At 43.6% G+C, this 24,373-nt stretch carries 22 protein-coding genes and 10 tRNA genes; 9 read left to right on the forward strand and 23 right to left on the reverse strand.

The genetic code is table 11. The annotated features are described in order from the left end of the window. Positions 1–94 precede the first annotated feature (94 nt). Positions 95–520: a nitric oxide-sensing transcriptional repressor NsrR gene (gene nsrR / locus QV280_RS11490; protein ID WP_023405199.1), complete on the reverse strand. Its 426-nt coding sequence runs from the start codon at positions 518–520 to the stop codon at positions 95–97. Positions 521–629: 109 nt separating this feature from the next. Here nsrR and hmpA point away from each other — a divergent pair, with 109 nt between their 5' ends. Beyond that, entirely contained in the window at positions 630–1,814 is a 1,185-nt protein-coding gene (gene hmpA / locus QV280_RS11495) for an NO-inducible flavohemoprotein (protein WP_152822420.1), read from the forward strand. Positions 1,815–1,882: 68 nt separating this feature from the next. Here the strand turns inward: hmpA and QV280_RS11500 are convergent, their stop codons facing one another. From QV280_RS11500 to tsaE, 10 genes are all read right to left on the reverse strand, one after another. Further along, positions 1,883–3,196, reverse strand: a complete 1,314-nt coding sequence (locus QV280_RS11500) for an adenylosuccinate synthase (RefSeq protein ID WP_023405197.1) — start codon at positions 3,194–3,196, stop codon at positions 1,883–1,885. Positions 3,197–3,334: 138 nt separating this feature from the next. After that, positions 3,335–3,520, reverse strand: a complete 186-nt coding sequence (locus QV280_RS11505; protein ID WP_023405196.1) for a DUF2065 domain-containing protein — start codon at positions 3,518–3,520, stop codon at positions 3,335–3,337. A 66-nt stretch (positions 3,521–3,586) separates the two neighbouring features. Beyond that, positions 3,587–4,567 carry a protease modulator HflC gene (hflC, locus tag QV280_RS11510; RefSeq protein ID WP_023405195.1) on the reverse strand — a complete coding sequence of 327 codons (981 nt, stop codon included), beginning with the start codon at positions 4,565–4,567 and terminating at the stop codon, positions 3,587–3,589. 2 nt (positions 4,568–4,569) lie between these two features. Next, a complete protein-coding gene (hflK, locus tag QV280_RS11515) occupies positions 4,570–5,766 on the reverse strand; it encodes an FtsH protease activity modulator HflK (protein ID WP_023405194.1) in 1,197 nt (398 codons plus the stop codon). A gap of 45 nt (positions 5,767–5,811) precedes the next feature. After that, on the reverse strand, positions 5,812–7,101 hold the full coding sequence (gene hflX / locus QV280_RS11520) for a ribosome rescue GTPase HflX (protein WP_023405193.1): 1,290 nt from the start codon (positions 7,099–7,101) through the stop codon (positions 5,812–5,814). Between the two features lie 49 nt (positions 7,102–7,150). Next, positions 7,151–7,411 carry an RNA chaperone Hfq gene (hfq, locus tag QV280_RS11525; RefSeq protein ID WP_021715018.1) on the reverse strand — a complete coding sequence of 87 codons (261 nt, stop codon included), beginning with the start codon at positions 7,409–7,411 and terminating at the stop codon, positions 7,151–7,153. 163 nt (positions 7,412–7,574) lie between these two features. Further along, entirely contained in the window at positions 7,575–8,507 is a 933-nt protein-coding gene (miaA, locus tag QV280_RS11530; RefSeq protein ID WP_152822417.1) for a tRNA (adenosine(37)-N6)-dimethylallyltransferase MiaA, read from the reverse strand. Next, positions 8,500–10,536, reverse strand: coding sequence for a DNA mismatch repair endonuclease MutL (gene mutL / locus QV280_RS11535; protein ID WP_152822414.1), 2,037 nt, complete (start codon positions 10,534–10,536; stop codon positions 8,500–8,502). The genes miaA and mutL overlap by 8 nt, the downstream gene beginning before the upstream one ends. Then, the gene (locus tag QV280_RS11540) at positions 10,533–12,212 is read right to left on the reverse strand and encodes an N-acetylmuramoyl-L-alanine amidase (RefSeq protein ID WP_152822411.1); all 1,680 of its coding nucleotides are present in this window, start codon (positions 12,210–12,212) and stop codon (positions 10,533–10,535) included. Before QV280_RS11540 ends, mutL begins: the two co-directional genes overlap by 4 nt. Further along, on the reverse strand, positions 12,209–12,673 hold the full coding sequence (tsaE, locus tag QV280_RS11545; RefSeq protein WP_152822408.1) for a tRNA (adenosine(37)-N6)-threonylcarbamoyltransferase complex ATPase subunit type 1 TsaE: 465 nt from the start codon (positions 12,671–12,673) through the stop codon (positions 12,209–12,211). Before tsaE ends, QV280_RS11540 begins: the two co-directional genes overlap by 4 nt. Before the next feature lie 200 nt (positions 12,674–12,873). Between tsaE and queG the strand changes: the two genes are divergently transcribed. After that, on the forward strand, positions 12,874–13,986 hold the full coding sequence (gene queG / locus QV280_RS11550) for a tRNA epoxyqueuosine(34) reductase QueG (protein ID WP_152822405.1): 1,113 nt from the start codon (positions 12,874–12,876) through the stop codon (positions 13,984–13,986). Positions 13,987–14,567: 581 nt separating this feature from the next. Here queG and QV280_RS11555 read toward each other — a convergent pair. The 11 genes from QV280_RS11555 to orn form a co-directional block, all read right to left on the reverse strand. After that, positions 14,568–14,644 (reverse strand) — tRNA-Met (locus QV280_RS11555). A gap of 81 nt (positions 14,645–14,725) precedes the next feature. Continuing rightward, positions 14,726–14,801: transfer RNA gene (locus QV280_RS11560), tRNA-Gly, on the reverse strand. Between the two features lie 46 nt (positions 14,802–14,847). Next, positions 14,848–14,924: transfer RNA gene (locus tag QV280_RS11565), tRNA-Met, on the reverse strand. A gap of 47 nt (positions 14,925–14,971) precedes the next feature. Beyond that, a tRNA-Gly gene (locus QV280_RS11570) sits at positions 14,972–15,047 on the reverse strand. A 48-nt stretch (positions 15,048–15,095) separates the two neighbouring features. After that, positions 15,096–15,172, reverse strand: a tRNA-Met gene (locus QV280_RS11575). Positions 15,173–15,241: 69 nt separating this feature from the next. Then, positions 15,242–15,317: transfer RNA gene (locus QV280_RS11580), tRNA-Gly, on the reverse strand. A gap of 48 nt (positions 15,318–15,365) precedes the next feature. Further along, positions 15,366–15,442 (reverse strand) — tRNA-Met (locus tag QV280_RS11585). Between the two features lie 68 nt (positions 15,443–15,510). Then, a tRNA-Gly gene (locus QV280_RS11590) sits at positions 15,511–15,586 on the reverse strand. Between the two features lie 50 nt (positions 15,587–15,636). Then, positions 15,637–15,713: transfer RNA gene (locus QV280_RS11595), tRNA-Met, on the reverse strand. 67 nt (positions 15,714–15,780) lie between these two features. Beyond that, a tRNA-Gly gene (locus tag QV280_RS11600) sits at positions 15,781–15,856 on the reverse strand. Positions 15,857–15,974: 118 nt separating this feature from the next. Continuing rightward, positions 15,975–16,520 (reverse strand): oligoribonuclease, encoded by a 546-nt coding sequence (orn, locus tag QV280_RS11605; protein ID WP_023405689.1) that lies wholly within the window; start codon positions 16,518–16,520, stop codon positions 15,975–15,977. Positions 16,521–16,688: 168 nt separating this feature from the next. Between orn and rsgA the strand changes: the two genes are divergently transcribed. Together rsgA and asd are read left to right on the forward strand one after the other, a co-directional pair. After that, positions 16,689–17,744: a small ribosomal subunit biogenesis GTPase RsgA gene (gene rsgA, locus QV280_RS11610; RefSeq protein WP_023405690.1), complete on the forward strand. Its 1,056-nt coding sequence runs from the start codon at positions 16,689–16,691 to the stop codon at positions 17,742–17,744. Between the two features lie 70 nt (positions 17,745–17,814). Continuing rightward, entirely contained in the window at positions 17,815–18,672 is an 858-nt protein-coding gene (gene asd, locus QV280_RS11615) for an archaetidylserine decarboxylase (protein WP_367869624.1), read from the forward strand. A 140-nt stretch (positions 18,673–18,812) separates the two neighbouring features. Here asd and QV280_RS11620 read toward each other — a convergent pair whose 3' ends face one another. Beyond that, positions 18,813–19,460 carry a TetR/AcrR family transcriptional regulator gene (locus QV280_RS11620; protein WP_023405692.1) on the reverse strand — a complete coding sequence of 216 codons (648 nt, stop codon included), beginning with the start codon at positions 19,458–19,460 and terminating at the stop codon, positions 18,813–18,815. A gap of 97 nt (positions 19,461–19,557) precedes the next feature. Here QV280_RS11620 and QV280_RS11625 point away from each other — a divergent pair, with 97 nt between their 5' ends. From QV280_RS11625 to QV280_RS11645, 5 genes are all read left to right on the forward strand, one after another. After that, on the forward strand, positions 19,558–20,460 hold the full coding sequence (locus QV280_RS11625; protein ID WP_447026279.1) for a 1,4-dihydroxy-2-naphthoate polyprenyltransferase: 903 nt from the start codon (positions 19,558–19,560) through the stop codon (positions 20,458–20,460). A gap of 87 nt (positions 20,461–20,547) precedes the next feature. Continuing rightward, a complete protein-coding gene (gene rraA, locus QV280_RS11630; protein ID WP_152822393.1) occupies positions 20,548–21,060 on the forward strand; it encodes a ribonuclease E activity regulator RraA in 513 nt (170 codons plus the stop codon). A 185-nt stretch (positions 21,061–21,245) separates the two neighbouring features. Continuing rightward, positions 21,246–22,661, forward strand: a complete 1,416-nt coding sequence (locus QV280_RS11635) for an SLC13 family permease (RefSeq protein WP_119006105.1) — start codon at positions 21,246–21,248, stop codon at positions 22,659–22,661. A 12-nt stretch (positions 22,662–22,673) separates the two neighbouring features. Beyond that, the gene (locus QV280_RS11640) at positions 22,674–23,393 is read left to right on the forward strand and encodes a glycerophosphodiester phosphodiesterase (protein ID WP_023404498.1); all 720 of its coding nucleotides are present in this window, start codon (positions 22,674–22,676) and stop codon (positions 23,391–23,393) included. 90 nt (positions 23,394–23,483) lie between these two features. Next, positions 23,484–24,371, forward strand: a complete 888-nt coding sequence (locus tag QV280_RS11645; RefSeq protein WP_039970751.1) for a DMT family transporter — start codon at positions 23,484–23,486, stop codon at positions 24,369–24,371. Positions 24,372–24,373: the final 2 nt, after the last annotated feature.

Below are 24,373 nucleotides of genomic sequence, written 5' to 3' on the forward strand. Positions count from 1 at the left end.
CTCATTAAATAGAATAATTAAGTAAAGTATATTCTAGTAATGCGCCACAAGGAAAAAATGCTTTAACAATTAGTAAAATAACTCGGTTATGGGTCTATCCTTTCGACAAAAGAATCATCAAATCGGAATTATTATCAACTAAGTCGTCTAGATAACATTTATCCAACTCTGCTAAAAAAGCCTCTTTGGCTTTGTGCAGGTAACTTTTAAGACGGCAAGCCGGAGTGATATGACAAAATTCCGGAGCACAATTGATGACCTTCATCGGCTCTAATTCACGAATGACATCACCAATATTTATCTCATTGGCTGGCTTATTAAGTCTAATACCACCATTCTTACCGCGAATCGTTTCAATAAATCCCTTCTGTCCTAGCTTATTCACGATTTTAACCATGTGGTTACGTGAAATATCGAATACCTCACTCACTTGAGTGATATTAGTAAGCTCATCCTTTTTAAGGGCAGCCAAATAAATAAGTGTTCGTATCGCATAGTCAGTAAAGCTAGTAATTTGCATAGTGGTACTCCGTATCAACCTCACAGTGTAATTCTTTTGTTGACTTTAATATACAATTTATACAACACTGAACATGAATATAAAATACACCTTTAAATGGAATACTAAGATGTTGGAACAAAAGACGATCGATACAGTTAAAGCCACTGCTCCTCTTCTAGCAGAAACTGGCCCTAAATTAACCGCTCATTTCTATGACCGTATGTTTGCTCACAATCCAGAGTTAAAAGATGTATTCAACATGAGTAACCAACGCAATGGCGATCAAAGAGAAGCGCTATTCAATGCCATTTGTGGTTACGCAGCTAATATTGATAATCTCGGTGCTCTATTACCTGTAGTAGAAAAAATTGCACAAAAACACACTAGCTTTATGATCACGGCAGAACAATACAACATTGTTGGTGGCCACCTTCTAGCAACGATTGATGAACTTTTTTCTCCTGGTCAAGAAGTGCTAGATGCTTGGGGTGAAGCGTACGGCGTATTAGCGAATATCTTTATTCAACGTGAAGAAGACATTTATGTTGATAACGAACAACACACTGGCGGTTGGCGTGGACTGAGAGATTTCGAAGTTATCGAAAAAACGCAAGAGAGTTCAGTTATTACTAGCTTTGTACTACAGCCTACTGATGGCAAAGCGGTAATGGATTTCAATCCTGGACAATACTTAGGTATTTACATCAATACTGAGAAATTTGAAAACCAAGAAATTCGTCAATACAGCCTTTCTGCTGCGCCAAATGGTAAAACTTACCGTATCTCAGTAAAACGTGATGGCGAAGGCCGAGTGTCTAACTTCTTACATGATGACCTACAACAAGGTGACATCATTAAAGTCGCGCCACCGGCGGGTGACTTCTTCTTGCAAGCCCAATCAGATAAACCTGTGGTACTGGTTTCTGCCGGTGTTGGCCTTACTCCTATGCTATCTATGCTAGAAGCACTGCAAGGTTCTGATAAAGCAGTGACTTGGTTACATGCGGCTGAAAATGGCGAACAACACGCTTTTAAAGATCACGTCACTGAACTGTGTAACAAACACAGCAATCTACAGCAGTTCACTTGGTACCGCGCACCACTAGAAAGTGATAAACAAGCAGAAGATTTCCAATTTGAAGGCTTGATTGATCTGTCTCAGCTAAACCAACAACAACTACCAAACAATGCCGAAGTGTATTTCTGTGGTCCTGTTCCTTTCATGCAATTTGCAGCAGAACAATTGGTTAAACTTGGCTTTGATAAAGACCAACTTCACTACGAGTGTTTCGGTCCACATAAAGTGCTTTAATCCATTATAGCAATCACAAAAAAACCGGCGAAAGCCGGTTTTTTTATTTAAGGTCAATCATTTAATGATTAGTTAAATGGGTGAACCTTAATCATAGTCTCGTTACGATCAGGGCCAGTCGAGATGATATCGATAGGCACGCCTGTTAGTTCTTCAATACGTTTGATGTAATCTAGAGCTGCTTGTGGCAATTGCTCAAGAGATGTAGCACCAAAGGTGTTTTCAGACCAACCAGGTACGGTTTCGTAGATAGGCGTTGCTTCTTCAAATGCTTCAGCAGCCATTGGAGAAACTTCTAGTACAGAACCGTCTTTCATCTTGTAGCCAATACAGATTTTTAGCTCTTCAAGACCATCAAGTACGTCTAGTTTAGTTAGACAGAAGCCTGAGATTGAGTTGATTTGTACAGCACGACGCATTGCAACAGCATCAAACCAACCAGTACGGCGTAGGCGTCCAGTTGTTGCGCCAAACTCATTACCCACTTCACCTAGGTGTTTGCCGATAGGATCTTGTTTTTCTAGACCATCGTACAATTCTGTTGGGAATGGACCTGAACCAACACGAGTACAGTAAGCTTTTGCAATACCTAGAATGTAACCGATATGACGTGGACCAAAACCAGAACCAGCGGCTACGCCACCAGCAGTAGTGTTTGAAGAAGTTACGTACGGGTAAGTACCGTGGTCGATGTCTAGAAGAGTACCTTGTGCACCTTCAAACATGATTTTATCACCACGTTTACGAGCAGCATCTAGCTCATCAGTCACATCGATAACAAGAGACGTTAGAAGGTCAGCATAGCTCATCGCTTGCTCAAGCACTTCTTCGTAGCTTACTGTGTCTGTTTTGTAGAAATGTTCTAATTGGAAATTATGGAATTCCATAATTACTTTTAGTTTCTCAGCGAATGCTGCTTTATCGAATAGGTCGCCAACGCGTAGACCGCGACGAGCAACTTTATCTTCGTATGCTGGACCAATACCACGACCGGTTGTACCGATAGCTTTTTTACCAAGAGCAAGCTCACGAGCTTGGTCAATAGCGATGTGGTAAGGAAGAATTAACGGACACGCTTCTGAAATGAATAGACGCTCGCGTACTGGAATTCCGCGCTCTTCAAGAGGCTTCATTTCATTTAGAAGGGCTTCCGGAGAAAGTACAACACCGTTACCAATAATGCATTTAACATTATCGCGTAAGATGCCTGATGGAATTAAGTGTAAAACGGTTTTTTCACCGTCAATAACTAGAGTGTGGCCTGCATTGTGACCGCCTTGATAGCGCACCACATACTTTGCATCTTCAGTTAAAAGGTCAACGATTTTACCTTTACCTTCGTCACCCCATTGGGTGCCTAAAACAACTACGTTATTTCCCATCTTTCCGATTCTGATTGCTAGTTAAAAAAGGATTTTAGCACCGAAAAATTAAATTTGCAGTCATTTTTTAAGCACTCGCTATAAAATAATTAGAGATATTCAAATTAAGTTCAGTGTAAAACCCTAAGTTGCCCACCTTTACAGCAACATAAAAGTGATCACAGCTCCAGCAACGACTAAACAACCGCCCAACCTACGTAACTGGTTATCTGGCTGTTGGCTCATTTGTGCCATCATTTTTCGCCATGCATTAGGTGCTAACAGCGGACCTAAGCCTTCTAAAACCAACACTAAGCCAATGGCTATCCAAATTCCTTGCGACATTACGCCTATTCCTCTATCAACAAAAAAGGCTCCTAAACAGGAGCCTTTGTAATACTTTAATCTAGTTTACTTCTTTGGTGCGCCGTTTGAATCATTCATGAAGCGGAAGAAGTCACTCTTAGGATCGAGAACCATGATGTCCCCTTTCTCAGAGAAAGATTTCTCATACGCATGCAATGAACGAACAAAGCTATAGAACTCAGGATCTTTACTGTAAGTATCAGAATAGATCTTAGCCGCTTTAGCGTCTGCATCACCACGAGTAACACGAGCAGTACGGTCAGCTTCAGCTAGAACTGTTGCCACTTCTAGCTCAGCTTGAGCACGGATAATCTCAGCCTTCTCACGACCTTGAGAACGGTGCTTACGTGCAACTGATTCACGCTCAGCACGCATACGACGGTAGATAGATTCAGAGATTTCATCCGGTAGGTTGATTTTCTTCATTCGGAAATCAACCACGCGAACACCTAAATCATCCATCGCACTTTGACGAGTATCGTCGAGTACTACAGACATGATCTTGTCACGCTCACCATCAATCTCTACCGCAGCACGTGCTGCTTCAGAAACTGTATCGTCTAGCTCTGACTCGTCAGGTAACACGGCTTTGTTACGAGGACCCGATACAATCTGTTTGATTTCACGAGAACCGATTTCAGCACGAAGCACGTCAGTCACTTTACGCTCTAACAGCGCCTGTGCAGTCAGTGCGTTACCGCCACCTGTTGCTAGGTAGTATTGACCAAAGTCTTCGATACGCCATTTCACGTACGAATCAATGATAACGTCTTTTTTCTCTGACGTTACGAAACGGTCAGAACGACCATCCATAGTTTGAATACGTGCGTCTAGACGCTTAACGTTATCAAACAAAGGCATTTTGAAGTGCAGACCTGGCTCGTAGATACGAGAAATATCATTGTTATCTTTTAAGATACGACCAAATCGAACAACGATACCGCGCTCACCTTCAGGGACCACAAATACCGACATTAGCATCAGTGCTAGTGCAACCACCAATACTGGGATCATTAACTTACGCATTCCTAGTATCTCCCTTCACGAGTAGTCGTTGTTGTACGAGAGTTAGTCGCTGGTGCAGTTGTTTTCGCTTTATCTGCATCTAACTCGATCTTATCGTAGGTTGACGATGACTTACTTGAACGTTTAGTTGCTGAACTTTCTTGGCCTGCCAATTTATCAATTGGTAGGTAAAGTAGGTTGCCACTAGAGTCAGAATCAATCAGTACTTTCGATGTATTCGAGTACACTTCTTCCATTGTATCTAAATACATACGATTACGAGTGACTTCTGGTGCTGCCTGATATTCAGGAAGTAGTTTTTCAAACTGAGCCACTTGACCGTATGCTTCGTTTACTACACGTTCGCTGTAACCAAGCGCTTCTTTCTTCAAACGCTCTGCACGACCGGTTGCTTTAGGCAAGATTTCATTCTTGTAAGCTTCAGCTTCACGAATGAAACGCTCTTCATCCTCACGCGCCGCAATAGCATCATCAAATGAATCTTTAACTTGCTCTGGTGGACGTGCTGACTGGAAGTTCACGTCAACAATCTGAATACCCATGTCATAGTTATCAATGATACTGTTTAGGGTTTCTTGAGTGCTTTGACGAATTTGTTGACGACCACTGGTTAAGATGCTGTCCATCAATGAATCACCGATTACCGCACGTAGTGCAGAATCTGTTGCTTGACGTAAGCTGTCATCAGCGTTAGTTACGCGGAACAAGTATTTATATGGATCGGATACTCGGTACTGAACACCCATACCAACGGTTACTACGTTCTCATCTTTCGTTAGCATCAAGCCAGAAGCTTGAAGTGCACGAATGGCTTCAACGTTAACTGTGGTTACTTCATCAATAAAGCGTGGACGCCAGTTTAGGCCTGGATCAACGATACGGTCGTATTTACCTAAACGAAGCACTACGCCTCGCTCAGCTTCACCAACGGTATAGAAACCAGAACCAACCCAAATGACAACAGCCACTAATGCAATCAATCCAAAACCAATTGCACCACCACCGGTAGAAGATGAACCCCCACCGCGCTTACCAAATTTGCCACCCAGCTTTTGACTCAGCTTATTAAACACTTCATCTAAATCTGGCGGCCCTTGATTGCGACCACCGGATTGCTGTTTACCACGATCATTATTACCCCAAGGGTCGTTATCGCGGCCATTATTTCCATTATTATTTCCAGGCTCGTTCCACGCCATTAGAAATCTCCATCACTAGATATGACGTTATAAAGTAACAGTCTTTTAGATGACTATAAAGTCATCCAACTGCGCTTCTTCTCTCTTTTGCAATCTAGCCCAATCGGCTTGTTGCATACGAATATCGATCAATAAGTTGCCTTCTGAATCATATGCCTCTTGTCGAATAGATTTCATATTGAAAAATACACTGCGTAAACGCCCTTGATGTAAAGGCGGAATGCACAAACTATATTCGACCATTTGACTGGCTAAACGCTCAGTTAATGCTTGAAACAGTAGATCTAAACCCAAGCCTTCCATCGCTGAAACCCATACGATGGTCGGTACGCCCTCTTCGTTATATTCAATACGAGGAGATTGCTGTTCCATGTTGTCTATTTTGTTCATCACAAGCAAAACAGGGATTTCATGCGCATCGATCTCTTCTAAGACGATATCGACAGCTTGGGTATTCTCTCTGAAACGCTCGTCGCTGGCATCTATAACATGTAACAAAATGTCAGCTTCTTGAGTTTCTTGCAAAGTGGCTTTAAAAGCCGCGACTAAATCATGCGGAAGATGACGAATAAATCCGACCGTATCCGCTAAAATCGCCAAACCCACATCTTCTAACTCTATTTTACGTAGAGTCGGGTCCAAAGTAGCAAATAGCTGATCAGCAGCATAAACGCTGGCTTCGGTGATCCGGTTAAATAAAGTGGATTTGCCCGCATTGGTATATCCTACCAAAGAGACAGTTGGAATTTCTGCACGCTTTCTCGCTCTGCGACCTTGCTCTCGTTGCTTCGCTACCTTTTCTAAACGACGTAGGATGGCTTTGATTCTATCTCGGAGTAAACGTCGGTCGGTTTCAAGCTGGGTTTCACCCGGCCCTCTTAAGCCAATACCGCCCTTTTGTCTCTCTAAGTGAGTCCAACCACGAATTAATCGGGTAGAAAGATGGCGCAATTGTGCCAATTCAACTTGCAGCTTACCCTCATGGGTTCTAGCGCGTTGAGCAAAAATATCCAAAATCAAACCAGTGCGGTCTAATACACGACATTTACACAATTGTTCGAGATTTCGTTCCTGAGCAGGAGAAAGAGAATGGTTGAAGATAATGATCTCGGCATCAAGTAGCTGAACAAGATCAGCAATTTCTTGAGCCTTACCTTCGCCCACATAGTATTTAGCATGAGGGGCTTGGCGACTGCCTGTTACTGTTTGCAGGTTGTTTACTCCTGCAGAAGACACCAACATTTCAAATTCGGCTAAGTCTTCCCACTCCCCTTCTTGTGTAAAGTTAATATGAACAAGTATCGCCTGTTCACCTGATTCATACCGGTCAAACAAGCGATAAGCTCCTTACACAATTTTTTTGATAATTAAGTAACGTATTCAATTAGTCTTCTGATTTCTCTTGAGTGCGATCTGCACGTTCATTACCACTGTGATGAGCTACTGCACGAGCAGGAACTACTGTCGAAATAGCATGCTTGTATACCATTTGATTAACAGTATTTTTAAGAAGGATCACGAATTGATCAAAAGACTCAATTTGACCCTGAAGCTTAATGCCATTGACAAGATAAATAGAAACCGGCACTCGCTCACGACGCAGTGCGTTTAAAAACGGGTCTTGTAAAGATTGCCCCTTTGCCATTGTTATTTTCCTTATTAGTATGTTGTTGTAATTATTTAGCAAGTGACAGTAGAAAAATTGTACTGCTTGCGCATCCTAGCTAAACCATACAATACCTCAAAAATTACTACATTCCGTGTAGAGGTATTGTTTATGCAAAACGATCATATTATACACAGCAAATTCAATTAGATGCTATGACATTTGCGATAGTTTCTACTCCTTGATCGATATTTAGACTATCAAGCCAAGTTAAGTCATCCCAACTACGAAGCCAAGTAATTTGGCGTTTCGCTAGCTGTCTAGTGGCACAAATCCCTTTAAATATTGCTTCATCAAAACTGTATTCACCTTCAAGGTATTCCCACATTTGACGATAACCCACACAACGAATTGCTGGAAGATCTGCATTTAAATCAGTGCGTTGATGTAAGGCTCTCACTTCCTCTTCAAAGCCTGCTTGCACCATGTTTTCATAGCGAAGTTCGATTCTGCGATGTAATTCAGAGCGTTCTTGAGGCGCTATTGCAAACTGCTTCACATTGTATGGAATCGGCTCGCCTTTTTGCTGAGTGAGCTCAGTTAAAGACTTTCCGGTAATGCGATACACTTCTAATGCTCGAGATAAACGCTGTGGATCATTGGGGTGAATACGCTCCGCCGATACAGGATCAATCTCTCTGAGTTCATCATGTAAGGCTTGCCAACCTTTCTCTTGCGCTTGTTGCTCAATTTGAGCGCGAATGGCTTGGTCTGCCGCTGGCAATGGCGAAAGTCCTTCTAATAGAGCTTTGTAATACAACATAGTTCCACCGACCAACATAGGAATTTTGCCTTGTGCGGTGATCTCTTGCATGAGCTGTAAGGCATCTCGACGAAAATCCGCCGCAGAATACGCTTGTGAAGGGTCGATAATATCAATCAGACGATGTGGTGCGGCTGCCTGCTCTTCGGCTGTAGGTTTTGCTGTGCCTATATCCATCCCTTTGTACACTAGGGCTGAATCGACACTGATTAGCTCAATAGGAAAGCGACGGCGTAAACGAATCGCCAATTCAGTTTTCCCTGAAGCCGTTGGGCCCATTAAAAATATAGCCAAAGGCAATTTATCATTCATGTAATAGCGCTTTAATTGGTGTGGAAAAATCCACTAATTGAATAAGTTGAGTATCTTGTAAGTCTAGACCTTGCAATGACACGCCTTCTAGATCAGACAATAACTGCACAGCTTCAGATAAAGTGTAGACCTTATTTTGCTCTGCCACTTGAGAAGCAAGCCATAAGCTTAATTGCTCAAACGACATGGCTTGACCACGGCTTAACTGAGTCAGTAATTGAGAAAAAAGTTGCTGTAAATTGTGTTGTCTTAGAGGCTGAGGAACCGCCATGATCATCACTTTTGATCCCGCTTTAAACATTAGCTGAATGGCAAAGCGTTGTAGCATAGGTTGAATTTGTTTTAGCTGCTCAATATCGTCACTGCTGACTTTTAATGCCAGCGGTATCAATAGGGGCTGTTTTACCAATTGTCTTTGTTCTACGGACAACTGACCACGCAGTTTTAAAGTTTCAGCTCTGGCCAGTGACAGCAATGCACAACCTGCATTGGTATTAATAAGTAAGTAACGCTCATTGACAACCGTTAGTGCTTTGCCAAGTTGCGTCACTGACTTAGGCAGCGCAAGACTAGCAGTACCGGCCGTGTTCGATTCACTTGCTACCTTTGATGGTGCAATACGGGCACTTTGACTGACGCTTTGCGTCGCTAAATCAGGTTGAGATGAGTCGGCTTTATCTACCGTCATCAGTTGTTGGTAAACTCTGGCCTCTCTTTCGGTTACTTGCGATTTTTCAGGTCGCGGAGCGCTTCTTTTAGTCGCGCTCTGCCCACTCGTCTGCCCACTCGATCCTGCATTGTAACTTGAGTTTGAAGCAGAATCAGCACCCCAGCCCGAACCAGAATTTGGTTGCGGTGCTTTATTTGGATAAGCCGGAGACTGCTGTATCGCTTGCGCTTCATTTTGTGAAAGGCTTGCTTCTGTAGCGCTAGCACCAGAGGTACTAGCAGGCTGGATTTCATCGCTGTCCACAACCGGATGAGGAGTGGCATAAGCACTCTCACGTCTTTCTTGTGAGACGAGTTGCTGTGATTGAGCTAATGCATCCACCAAAGCTTGGTAGATAAAATCATGCACCACACGCCCTTGATGAAAACGCACTTCATGCTTAGCCGGATGTACATTCACATCCACCTGATACGCATCTATCTCGATAAACAGCACGTAAGCAGCATATTGATCGGGTCTTAAGGTGTGCTCGTAGCTTTGACGAATAGCATGGTTGATTAACTTATCGCGCATCATACGTCCATTGACGTAGCAATATTGCAAATCACCTTGTGAGCGAGCCGCCAATGGTGTGGTTATCCAACCATACAGTTTTAAATCTTGGTGCTGCAGTTCCACTCTGAGCATGTTGTCAGCAAAATTCTTGCCGCACACCGACTGCACCCGTTGTTCTATTTGACGATCGGTTTTTGCCGCGCGGTATTGTTTAACCAGCTTGCCATTATGTCTAAGGTTGATCGTGACCTGAAAACAGCTTAACGCGATTCGCTTTAATAGCTCTTCAATATGGGTAAATTCTGTTTTTTCGGTACGCAGGAATTTGCGTCTGGCAGGGGTATTAAAAAACAGGTCTAACACTTCAACCGAAGTACCAATAGGATGTGCGGTCGGTTGCAGTTTAACCTGCATATCACGCCCTTCAGAATACGCAGACCATGCCTGTTCTTGCGTTGCTGTGCGTGAAGTGAGCGTTAAGCGAGATACCGAGCTAATACTGGCGAGCGCTTCTCCGCGAAATCCTAAGCTCATGATCGCTTCAAGGTCATCTAGGCTAGTGATCTTTGAGGTGGCATGTCGGCTCAAAGCCAATTGCAGTTCATCTTTAATGATGCCCTTGCCATTGTCTCGAATGCGAATCAGCTTACTGCCGCCTTTCTCAATATCGATATCAATACGAGTCGCGCCAGCATCTATGCTATTTTCGACTAGCTCTTTCACTACAGAAGCGGGTCTTTCAACCACCTCTCCTGCGGCTATTTGGTTGGCCAGTCGTGCTGGCAGAATTTTTATTTCACTCATCGGTTTGGAATAATCAGCACTTGCCCAATGGCAAGTTCATCAGAGCGGAGTTTGTTAGCACTGCGAATGCTACTGACCGAAACACCGTATTTGGAGGCTATCTTACCTAAGAACTCGCCTCGCTGAACTTTATGCTTACGTATCGGAGCATCTTTCACTGCCACCGTTATTTTCAGCTTTTGCCCAACATGTACTTTGCTGGATTTTAATTTGTTCTCACGCTGAATGGCCGCCACAGAAACCTTGTACTGCTTGGCAATCTTGCCAAGGTATTCTCCGGACTTCACTACGTGGGTAATAGATTTAGTTTCAACCGTATTTAAGTGCGTTGTCGATGCTGTTTTTACCCCCGGAATAGTGAGCTTTTGCCCTACTTTTACCGTATCACTTTTCAAGTTATTGGCAGCCTTAAGGGCGCTAACTGAAACCTTATGATTTTTCGCAATCTTAGATAAGAAGTCGCCACGTTGAACAACATACACTCCGTGATGATGAGGAACGGACTTATCAAAGCCAGTCCCTTCTGGCGGGTTCTCTTTTAGGTAAGTCACTACCGCACGAGTTATCGAGCTGGCTAACTTATCTTGATATGAACGTTGGAACAGCAGTTTCTCTTCGGTTGGGTTAGAAATAAAACCGGTTTCAACCAAAACCGATGGAATTTGTGGAGAACGTAATACCGCCAAACTCGCTTCACTCGGTTTATCTTTATGCAGTCGCGCGACCTTTTTCAACTCACCCAAAATCTCAGTCGCTAGCTTTTCACCTTCGCGTTTAGAGTGAGTAAATTGCAAATCCAATAAGGTTTGGTTTACGTTTCTATCAGGACGAGTCACCGTCGATGTGCCACCTAGCTTGCGTGACTGACGTTCTTGGTTTTCTACCCAGCGTGAAATTTCAGTATTTCTACGACGGTCGTTTAAGAAGAAAACCGACGCGCCTCTTGGGCGTGGTGAAGTAAAAGCATCCGCATGGATAGAGATAAATAAGTGCGCTTTATATTTATCGGCAATCGCCACACGCTGATCAAGCGGCACATAGTAGTTACCAGTACGGGTTAATTTTGTTCTGATACCCGGCACAGCATTTAATTGCGCAGCTAATTTCTTCGCAATGCTTAAAGTCACGTGCTTTTCGTATTTTTTACTGGGACCAATAGAGCCCGGATCTTTACCACCATGACCCGGATCGATAGCAATCAATACTTCTTTGCGGTGCGGAATACTGGTTTTAGTAGCAACCACTGGTTTAGCTTTCGCAGTCGACGCCGCCTGCTGACCGTTTAATGGAATATCCACCACTAGTCTGTGCCCAGAACCATTGCCCGGTTTTAGCTTAAACACATTTGGTGAGGCTTTGCCTTTCAATTCAAATACCAAGCGCACGGTATTTTTACTTGGAGGGTTACTGACTCTTACCTTGCTCAACAGAGGACTCTTAGTGACCGACTTAGGTAACTTGGCGCGATTGGTAGCGTTTTTGATGTCCACCACAATGCGCTCGGGACTGCCTAGCGTAAAGAAGCTGTAATCAGCGGCTTTCGTTAGGTCGATAACCGCTCTGGTATCCTTACTGGTCGTCGAGATACGAATGTCTTTAATTTCATTTGCTTGCACAGTGGCAAACAAAGAAGAAAGAAAGAGCAAAGTAAACGCCCATACTGAATTCTTAATCAATTTAGCTCCAGCTTTTTCATCAGTGTTAATCCGTTTTCACTGTTTGCAGTAACAGTCACTACTCGCCCTGTACCTTGATAGCGAATATCAAGTTCCAAATCCGCCTTAGGCAATAAACCTTGACCTTTTTCTGGCCATTCAACCAAACAGATAGCATCCGGCGTAAAGTAATCACGAATCCCCATAAATTCTAGCTCTTCAGGATCGGCTAGGCGGTAAAGATCAAAGTGATACACTTGCCATTGTTGTAAATCATACGGCTCAACCAGCGTATAAGTCGGACTTTTTACATTTCCTTTATGACCCATAGACTGAATAAAGCCACGGCTAAATGTGGTTTTGCCTGCCCCAAGATCACCATGTAAGTAAATGGTAGTCTGCTCAGAGCATAGGGCTGAGAGTTTTGCCCCAAGTTTTACCGTATCGTGCTCATCTTGAAGAGAGAAATGCTTCTGGGTCATAAAAGGTTGGTCTTCGGTTGATTTTATAAATAATGCTCTAATTATCTCTACTGAGCGCGTTTTGTCGAGTAAACCCGCCTCTTTGAGAGACGATGAACAAATAAATTTCATTTATAACTATAAAGGAAGCACTGTCGATGTTACCTGTTAGTGCGTTTATTCGCTAAAATAGGGTTATATTCCTTTAATTGACGTCATCCATGAATCTTCACCATTTAGCAGAACAAATCAAACTTTGGGGCAATGAGCTCGGCTTTCAAAAAGTCGGAATTACCGATCTTGATCTGTCTAAAAGTGAACAAGCTTTAACTCAATGGTTGGAGAAGGGTTATAACGGCAATATGGAATGGATGGAGCGTAATCTAGATAAACGCTTATATCCCGATAGATTACATCCCGGTACTCTTCGAGTAATCAGTGTGCGATTGGATTACCTTCCCCCTGAAGCCCGCTTTGCTAGCAATCTCAGTGACCCAACAGAGGCTTATATCAGCCGCTATGCTTTAGGTCGAGACTATCACAAGCTAATGAGAAATAAACTAAAGAACTTGGCTCAGAAAATCGAACAAGAACTTGGTGAACTCAACTACCGCCCCTTTGTTGATTCTGCTCCTGTAATGGAGCGTCCATTAGCTGAGAAAGCAGGATTAGGCTGGACAGGGAAGCACTCACTACTGTTAAACGACGATACGGGATCTTGGTTCTTCCTTGGAGAACTGCTGATTGGGTTACCTCTACCGATTGATGAACCAGTAGAGAGTCAGTGTGGCAAATGCCGCTCCTGCATTACCAGTTGCCCAACAGGGGCGATTGTCGAAGAAGGTACTGTCGATGCTAGACGATGCATTTCGTATCTGACTATCGAGTATGACGGCATTATTGATAGCGAACTATCCGATGCAATGGGGAACAGAATCTACGGCTGTGATGACTGCCAGTTAGTCTGTCCTTTTAACCGCTTTGCCAGCATTACTGAACAATCTGATTTCCATCGCCGAGAAAGTATCGAAGATAGTAATTTGCTGTCTTTGTTCGCATGGAGTGAGGCTGAATTTTTGAAGAACTTTGAAGGCTCAGCTATTCGTCGTATTGGCTATCTACAATGGTTAAGAAATTTGTCTATTGCTATGGGAAACGGCAATTATTCAGCCGAGGCTATCTCAGCACTGGAGAGCAAATTAGGAATGGGTGAGGTACTTGATCATCATATCAACTACGCCATTGAACGTCTTAACTCACAAAGTGAGTTCACATCCAAAAAACAACAGCGACTGATTAGAATAGTACAAAAAGGGCTGCCACGAGATGCTTAAATGCCAGAGATTGGTATCACTCCATGAAAAGCTATAGGCATGAGATATTGGATAAGCCCTATCCCTCAGAATAAATCCCCATAAACCTACGCAAATACTCCCTTATAAAAACATAATAGGACGCAAACTTAGCGAAATGTCGCAAGTCGGTGCGCAATGTGGAAAAAGAAAATAAAGCAAGGCTCGTTTAAGCAATGTCTAAAGTTAAACACAGACACGAAATATGATAAAGATCAAATAAAACAACATTAAAGATCGAATAACTATATTGCATAGATCGACAGATATTGTAATTTATTCTTTTATTTCAATAAGTTAATGGCTTTCAGGTGTTTTGCTATTACGTGGTTACGACATTAGATCTTGACAAAAGATCTTAAAAAAACTGTGTGTAATATTTTTATCAACCAAGTTATCCACAGATTGGTTTTTGTGGATAAGTCTGTGTGTTAATTCTTAATTGAATGTGAGAAACACTGTAAATACTAACGTTTTATAGGGAAGTAACAATAAGGAAGAAGAGCATAGTGTTATAGAGCAGGTATAGACCTTAAATTCGAAATCGTTTTAAGCGCCTAAATTGGTTGCGGGGGCTGGATTTGAACCAACGACCTTCGGGTTATGAGCCCGACGAGCTACCAAACTGCTCCACCCCGCGTCCGTATTGTATTACCGTTAAAGTACGATAAAGACTACTTCTCTACTCAATTATTTTAAAAGATAAGGAGAAGAGAGAATTTGGAGCGACACACGAGGTTCGAACTCGTGACCTCAACCTTGGCAAGGTTGCGCTCTACCAACTGAGCTAGTGTCGCATTCCGTGACTACCTGATGCTATGAAATCATCAAATTGTCTAAATGTGGTTGCGGGGGCTGGATTTGAACCAACGACCTTCGGGTTATGAGCCCGACGAGCTACCAAGCTGCTCCACCCCGCGTCCGTATTGTGCCATCGTTAAGTACAATGGAAACTTTGAAGAGAGTTTGGAGCGACACACGAGGTTCGAACTCGTGACCTCAACCTTGGCAAGGTTGCGCTCTACCAACTGAGCTAGTGTCGCATTCCAATGACGACTCGATTGTTATAAAACCATCAAGTTATCTAAATGTGGTTGCGGGGGCTGGATTTGAACCAACGACCTTCGGGTTATGAGCCCGACGAGCTACCAAGCTGCTCCACCCCGCGTCCGTATTGTGCCACCGTTAAAGTACGATGAAGACTTGCTTTCGCTCTCTTAAAAGAGAAGAGAAAGTTTGGAGCGACACACGAGGTTCGAACTCGTGACCTCAACCTTGGCAAGGTTGCGCTCTACCAACTGAGCTAGTGTCGCATTCCAATGACGACTCGATTGCTATAAAACCATCAAGTTGTCTAAATGTGGTTGCGGGGGCTGGATTTGAACCAACGACCTTCGGGTTATGAGCCCGACGAGCTACCAAGCTGCTCCACCCCGCGTCCGTATTGTGTCACCGTTAAAGTACGATGAAGACTTGTTTTCACTCTCTTAAAATAGAAGAGAAATTTGGAGCGACACACGAGGTTCGAACTCGTGACCTCAACCTTGGCAAGGTTGCGCTCTACCAACTGAGCTAGTGTCGCATTCCGTGACTATCTGATTGTTATAAACAAACCATCAAATTGTCTGAATTTGGTTGCGGGGGCTGGATTTGAACCAACGACCTTCGGGTTATGAGCCCGACGAGCTACCAAGCTGCTCCACCCCGCGTCCGTATTGTGTCACCGTTAAGTACGATGAAGACTTGCTTTCACTCTCTTAAAAGAGAAGAGAAATTTGGAGCGACACACGAGGTTCGAACTCGTGACCTCAACCTTGGCAAGGTTGCGCTCTACCAACTGAGCTAGTGTCGCTTCGTAAACGAGTTTAATTCGTTTAGGGGTGCGAATTATAAGAGGTTATTTCTGTGATGCAAGCCTTAATTTTACTTTTCTTTGTAGTTTCGCTTTAAGTGTGCAAAAAATAGTCACACTAGATATTCATAATTGTCTTTCTGTAGTAACGAAGCTCTGCTATAGACTCTCGAATATCATCCAACGCAAGATGCACGCCTTGTTTAGTGAAGCCATCTAAAACTTCTGGTTTCCAGCGACGAGTCAATTCTTTTAAGGTGCTGACATCCACATAACGGTAGTGGAAATACTGCTCTAGCTCAGGCATATGCTTGTACAAGAAGCGTCTGTCTTGCCCAATACTATTGCCACAAATAGGTGAAGCGCCTTTGGGTACCCATTTTTCTAAGAATTCGATCGTCAACGCCACCGCTTGATCTTCGTTGATATCGCTGTTTTTAACGCGTTCAACTAAACCGCTGTTGGTGTGGGTATTGGTACACCAATCGTCCATTTTTGCCAGTTCTGCATCAGACTGATGAATGGCAATCACAGGCCCTTCAGCTAAAATATTGAGCTCACTATCCGTTACGATAGAGGCGATCTCGATGACTTTATGAGTTTCAGGATCAAGCCCTGTCATTTCCAGATCAACCCAAATCAAATTTTTATCGTTCAACACCATGGATTAAATTGCCTATTATTGTTGTAAGGAAACCTCAGTAGTCTTACTGAAATGCAAAAAGTAGATTCGCTTAATTGTGAGCAGATACTGCTTAATCTCGCATCTTGAGGTCAATTAGGTATATCATACCCGTCAATTATAGAAAGCCAACCGGACACTAAAGAATACATGGCTAAAAAGAAAAAGCTAACCAAAGGACAAGTACGTCGTGTACGCGGAAATCAGAAAAAGCGACTGCAACAAGACAATGCTGTTCAATGGGATGAGCAAATGCTCGGTGAAACCAAAAAAGGCTTGGTCATCACTCGATTTGGGCAACATGCTGATATTGAGGACACTGAGACTGGTGAAATTCATCGCTGTAACTTACGTCGTGGTATCGAGAGTTTAGTCTCCGGTGATCGTGTGCTTTGGCGCATCGGATTGGAGTCTATGGCGGGTATTTCTGGAGTTGTTGAAGCGGTAGAACCTAGAACGTCTATGCTCACCAGACCGGACTACTATGATGGTCTAAAACCTGTTGCGGCCAACGTTGAGCAGATGGTCATTGTATCCTCAATACTGCCTGAACTGTCACTGTCTATTATCGACCGTTATTTAGTGGCCTCTGAAACGCTAAGCATTGCGCCGTTATTAGTGCTCAATAAAATTGACTTAGCCACCGATGAACAGCTACCTGTCCTGAAAGAGCAATTAAAAATTTACAGCGATATTGGCTATAAAGTGTTGTTGGTCAGTAAGGAAACAAGAGAAGGTATTGAAGCGTTAGAAGCCGAATTGGCTGGAAAAATTAACATTTTTGTTGGGCAATCCGGTGTCGGTAAGTCGAGTCTAGTCAATGCGTTAATGCCAGAGTTAGACGTTGAAGAAGGTCTTGTCTCAAGCAACTCAGGCTTAGGTCAACACACCACAACCGCGGCGCGTTTGTACCACTTCCCTGCTGGCGGCGATTTGATTGACTCCCCAGGAGTGCGAGAGTTTGGTCTTTGGCACCTTGAAGCCGATGAAGTCACTACGGCGTTTGTGGAGTTCCGCGAATTCTTAGGCTTATGTAAATTCCGTGATTGTAAGCATGCCGATGACCCCGGTTGCGCGCTGCAACAAGCTATTAGCGATGGCAAAATACATCCTAATCGTTTTGAAAATTACCAACGAATTATTGAAAGCATGGTGGAAAACAAAGCTAACCGCCAATACTCAAAAAATAAGAAACTGGATCAGTAGTTTACTTAGACAAATAGCCTTAGTTTAAGTAACATTCTGCCCCAATTTAGGAATAATGGACCTTATTGTGATTGATAAAATCAAAGTCGGTGCCCAATACTGGATGCCACAACATGGCCTTACCCGCCTAGTTGGAAAGCTAGCATCTGCGAAACTTGGCGTAGTAACCACGTCGATTATTCGTGGCTTCATCAAGCAATACAAAATTAACATGGATGAGGCGTTGCACTCAGATCCTGCATACTTCGCTACTTTTAACGACTTTTTCGTACGTGAATTGAAGCCGGGGCTAAGACCTATCGCAGAAGGCGAGAGTGTTATTACGCACCCCGCTGATGCTTGCGTAAGTCAATTTGGCCCGATTGAAGATGGCAAATTGATTCAAGCTAAAAACCACGACTATTCTGCTTGTGAGCTACTTGGTGGCGACTCTGAATTAGCTGCAGATTTTACAGACGGCAGTTTTGCTACCTTGTACCTGTCACCAAGTGACTACCACCGCGTGCACATGCCATGCGACGGCACATTGAAGCAAATGATCTATGTACCGGGTGACCTGTTCTCTGTGAATCCATTAACGGCAGAAAACGTAGAAAATCTCTTTGCACGAAATGAACGTGTGGTGTGTATTTTCGATACGGAATTTGGCCCTATGGCGCAGGTATTAGTCGGTGCCACTATTGTGGGTAGTATCGAACTGACTTGGGCTGGAACCGTCACACCACCTCGTGGTAATACGGTATATCGTTGGGATTACCCAACCGAAGGCGAAAAAGCCATTCACTTCAAAAAAGGTGAAGAAATGGGTCGCTTTAAATTGGGCTCCACGGTGATTAACTTATTCCCGAAAGATGCCATCGAGTTTGACTCTAGCATGCAACGAGAAGCCACTACTCGCTTAGGTACAGCCTACGCTCACAAACGCTAATCTAACGTTTGTAAAAGACATAAAAAAGGAGCTAACGCTCCTTTTTTTTATACCAATCACACTAAGTAAGTGATCAGAACTAGCGCAGGGAAAATGCTCGAGAACAAGCTAGAATGACCCGTTATTTAGTACGATTGGTATTACTCAGCTTCTGCTGTACAGGTCATTTGTAACCCTTCTTCAAGCAAAAGTAGTTGCTCTCGACCCAATTGAGTTGCCACAGGTTTTACCATAGCCAATATCTGCAACATTCCTTGCATAATCATCGACTCAGTCACCTTTTGATTGGCACTCATCGCCGATTGATAAGCTAGCCAACCATTGGCAATAAAGTGCAAATTAGTCACAAAACGAGGCATGTTATCCGGTTCAACCACAATCAGGTTGAGCGTGCGAAAAGACTCTACAATTGCCACTAAGTTGATACGTAGCTTCTCTTGAACTTGGCAGTAGGCACTGTGTAGCTGTGCATCTCTACTGACGATATCGGCAAGGTTTGCATAGAAAAAACGGTATTTCCACATCAAGGAAAAAGTAGAATTCACATAATGCTTCAATAGCACTAAACTTTGCTCTTGGCTTTCATAAGGGCGGAATCTATCCAGTAACTCTGAAGTGTAGTCTTTGAAGATGGCGCGGATAATTTCTTGTTTGTTTGAGTAATGGTAATAAAGATTGCCGGGACTAATTCCAAGGTGTTCTGAGATATGATTAGTCGTGATGTTGCGCTCACCATGTTGGTTGAATAATTCTAGCGCTCCATACACAATTCTTTGCTTTGTTTTCATTTTGCTTCTCAATACCTTACTTAGGCCATTGTAATTTGATCAAATGGAAAATAGATTTGCTATACTCAATCACTGTCATTTTAACGTAAAAAGCTATATTACTTTGTCTGCTTCTCATTGGTTATCAGCCGCTCGACCTAAAACATTACCACTGGCTCTCACTTCCATCGTAACCGGAAGTTGCTTGGCCTATACCCATCAGCATTTTTCATGGAGTGTCAGCCTGCTTGCTTTGCTGACCGCGACTCTATTGCAAATCTTATCAAACCTTGCCAATGATTATGGTGACTCCCAACAAGGAACTGATAATCAAGATAGATTGGGGCCGACGAGAGCGATACAGTCGGGTGAGATAAGTCCGACACAAATGAAGATAGCAATGATTGTGTGTTCGCTCCTGAGTTTACTTTCAGGATTGACACTAATTCTATCATCTTTAACCACCATAGTAGATATAGGTATCTTCCTTGGCTTAGGCGTTTTAGCTATATTCTGCGCCATTGCTTATACCGTAGGTAAACGACCTTATGGGTATATGGGATTAGGCGATCTGGCAGTTTATGTCTTCTTTGGGCTACTAGGCGTGGGTGGAACCTATTACCTGCACGCACTCAGTATCACCGCTGATTTATTACTGCCTGCCACCGCCACCGGATTACTGGCTGTCGCGGTTCTCAACGTCAACAATATGCGCGATCTTGATAATGACCAAGCATTTGGAAAAACAACCGTAGCGGTTCGTTTAGGTTTAGGAAAAGCTAAGCTATATCATGCGCTATTAATCTCTTTAGCTTGGCTGGCATATCTTACCTTTGTACTCAACGGTCACTGTAACCCATTGAGCTTATTGCTTACTGTTGCTATTTTAGTGCCGAGTGTATTGCATTTGCGTGCCCTCAATCGTGCGCAAGACAGTTTAGCTATTGCCCCATTGATGGCTGGAGTGGTAAAACTGGCATTAATCGCTAATGTATTATTTTCTTTAGCTATCATTGTTTAGTAAAAAGGTTAACTTGCGTCAATTATCAATTGCCATTGCAAGATATACTCTAGTTTGGGAATACTAACTTAGAAGGTGACACCGATTATGGAATACAATACTTCAGCCCTGTGTGATGTTTACTTAGATCAGGTTGATGTCGTAGAACCAATGTTTAGTAATTTTGGTGGTAGTGCGTCATTTGCCGGTCAAGTCACCACCATTAAATGCTTTGAAGACAATGGACTGATACGCGAAGTTCTCGATCAAAACGGGCAAGGTAGAGTATTACTTATCGACGGCGGTGGTTCCTTACGACGCGCATTGATTGATGCTGAAATTGCTTCTCTTGCAGAAGAGAATGAATGGGAAGGCATTGTAGTGTACGGCTCAGTTCGTGAGGTCGACGAACTAGAAGATATGAATATCGGTATCCAAGCGCTGGCTTCTATCCCTGTTGGTGCAAGCCAAACGGATATCGGTGAAGTGGATGTACCGGTTAACTTTGGTGGCGTGAGCTTCTTGCCTGAAGACTATATCTACGCCGACAACACTGGCATCATCTTGTCACAAGAAGAATTAGACACAAATTTCGAGATAGAGGATGAAGACGTCGCCTAAGCGTCGGTACTTCTTAAACCTTATCCAACAAGAAAGCAGTTCGAGATAATCGAGCTGCTTTTTTTTGATTAAAAGCAAAATACTTACAAATAAATAGCATTACCTGTTAAAAAGGTGCAAGAAAGCCAAACACTTGCAACAAGTTTTCGATAACCTGCAACTTCGCATGAAAAGGAAGTGATGGGATGAACAAAGAAAACTCAAATCAAATAGCTAAAATAGGTTTTTGCCTCTTAATACCTATTCTCATACTCGCTATGCCCAGTGCGTGGATCCCAATCCATGGTATTACGGTAGTGCAGCAACGCCTGTTAGCAATTTTCGTGATGTCTGCATTATTGTGGGTACTTGAACCTGTCCCTGTGTTTGCGACCTCCATTTTAATTATTACCCTTGAGCTGATTTTCTTATCCGATAAAGGGCTGACCATTTTAAGGGTCGATCACGCCAATGAAGCCTTTGGTACGCTGATCCCCTATACCGATATATTGGGCTCATTCTCATCACCGATCATCATTCTTTTTATGGGTGGTTTTGCCTTAGCAATTGCAGCCTCTAAATATCAGCTGGATAACAACTTAGCGCGAGTGTTGTTAAAACCCTTTGGCACCAAACCTAAGTACATCATGTTAGGCCTAATGTTGATTACCGCTGTGTTCTCAATGTTTATGTCAAATACCGCCACCACAGTGATGATGCTGGCGCTACTTGGGCCAATTGTTGCCTCAGCCAAACCCGGCGATCTTGGGATTAAAGCGTTGGTATTGTGTATCCCTATTGCGGCTAACACCGGTGGTATTGCAACGCCCATTGGTACACCGCCAAACGCCATTGCTTTGCAGTATCTGACTGGGGAAAACAGCATCGACTTTTTAAGTTGGATGCTGTTTGGTTTGCCGTTTGTCATTGTGCAACTGGCCATTGCGTGGGTACTGTTACAAAAACTATTCCCGTCATCTGAAGAAAAAATGGTGTTGTCTTTAGAAGGTACATTCCTAAAATCATGGAAAGCGATTGTGGTCTACGTTACCTTTGCCCTGACCATCATCCTTTGGATGACCACTAAACTGCACGGCATGAATACCTATGTGGTATCCGTTATCCCATTGGCTGTATTTACCCTAACGGGGATTATGGGCAAAGCTGAAATTAAGCAGATCAACTGGGATGTACTGTGGTTGGTCGCCGGTGGTATTGCCATTGGTTTGGCTTTGGATAAAACAGGACTTGCCAGTGCTTTAGCGCATTCGATTGATTATCAGAGCCTGTCTCCGGTTGCAGTAGTCATCACCTTATCGATTATTTGCTGGCTGATGGCGAACTTTATGTCCAACACCGCAACCGCTAACTTATTGATGCCGATTGCAGCCGCCATTGGCGCCTCTATGCCAAGCCTAGTGGCGGTAGGTGGTTTGCAAGGGCTATTAGTGGTCGTCGCCTTCTCTGCGTCACTGGGTATGATTTTACCTGTGTCCACGCCTCCTAACTCGCTAGCGTATTCAACCGGCTTAATTGAAAGCAAAGATATGGCAAAAACTGGGGTTATTTTGGGTATCGTAGGTTTGGCTCTGGTGTATATTGCTATGTTCCTACTGACTTAAAAAGGAAAAACCATGCTGGTGATTGCGCACCGAGGGGCGAGAGAAACTCACCCAGAAAACACTTTGCTTGCCTTTGAACAAGCATTGGCTGGCGGAGCTACCGCCATTGAATTGGATATCCACCAGCATCATGGCGAGTTATGGGTTATTCATGATAGCTGGGTCAACCGTACCACCAATGGCTCAGGTCCACTCAACTGGTTTTCGCTAGAGAAACTCAAAAAGCTCGATGCGGGGCAAGGCGAACACATACCCACGCTCAAGGAAACCTTCCAGAGCTTATCCGGTCGCTGCGCCTTAAATATCGAACTCAAAGGCATGGATGATATGGCGCTTTTGCTGGAGCATTTAGATTATGCCATTACCCACTGTCAGTTCAGCAATGAACAATTGCTTGTGTCCTCGTTTAATCATCATTGGCTAGCCGAGTTAAACCGTCTACGTCCTGCAACCAAAATAGCGGCCCTAACCGCCAACAAGCCGATTGGCTTATGCCAGTTCGCCGAGCAGTTAAATGCCTATAGCATCAATGTTGATATCGATGTGGTGGACAGTGAAATGGTGCAGGACGCTAAAATGCGTGGCTTAAAAGTGTTTGTGTATACCGTCAATCGTCCGCAAGATTGGCAACGTCTGCACAACATGGGAGTGGATGGTGTTTTCTGTGATGCACCAAGTAACGCCGTTGACTACTTCTCCCCTAATACCGTTCAGCGTCCATTCTGGCCTTAGAAGGATAAAAATACCATAAACGCAAGGGTTTCTAATCGACACGATATGGGGCATATTGACGCTACCTTTTAAGCAACTTCAATAATGACCATGGGATACGAATGGTTGGCCCTTGCTGCGGCCTTCTTATGGGCAATATCTAGCCTTATATCTGTCAAACCTGCTCGCCACTTAGGGCCTTTTGCCTATAGTCGCTGGCGAATGGGCTGTACCGCCGTCATGCTTACCGCAATGGCATTTATCACCGGTGGATGGAGCACGGTAAGCAGTGTGCATGTCACGCCTATGGCCCTCTCAGGGCTGATTGGTATCTTTATTGGTGATACCGCACTATTTGCCTGTATGAACCGTATGGGACCGAGACGCGCTGGATTACTCTTTTCTTGCCATGCGGTTTTTTCTGCAGTGATCGGCTACTGGCTGTTCAACGAAAAATGGCAAGGGATGGAACTGCTCGGCGCCATTTTGGTGTTTTCTGGTGTGGTGATCGCCATCTTTTTTGGGCGCAAACAAACAGGACAACATGATTGGGAAGCCATACAGGGAAAAATGAACATCAGCATTGGCATTGGTCTGTTGGCCGCACTTTGCCAAGCCTTAGGTGGCATTATTGCTAAACCGGTAATGCAAACCGATATCGACCCTATTGCCGCCTCAGCCATTCGCATGATTACCGCTTTTGTTGCCCACTCTCTATTTTTAGCTTGCGGAGCCAAACAAGCAAAAGCGGTCAACCGTATTAACTTAAAGATTTTTGCTATTACGGCGCTAAATGGATTTTTGGCGATGGCAGTAGGAATGACATTGATCTTGTATGCGTTGCAAGAAGGTAATGTGGGTATGGTTGCGCTGCTCTCATCGACCACCCCTATTATGATACTGCCGCTATTATGGTTTATTACCAAACAACGACCAAATCGCTATGCGTGGTATGGCGCGATTTTAGCCGTTGTTGGTACTGGCTTGATTGTCAGTTAGGT

Source organism: Vibrio sp. B1Z05 (assembly GCF_052955985.1).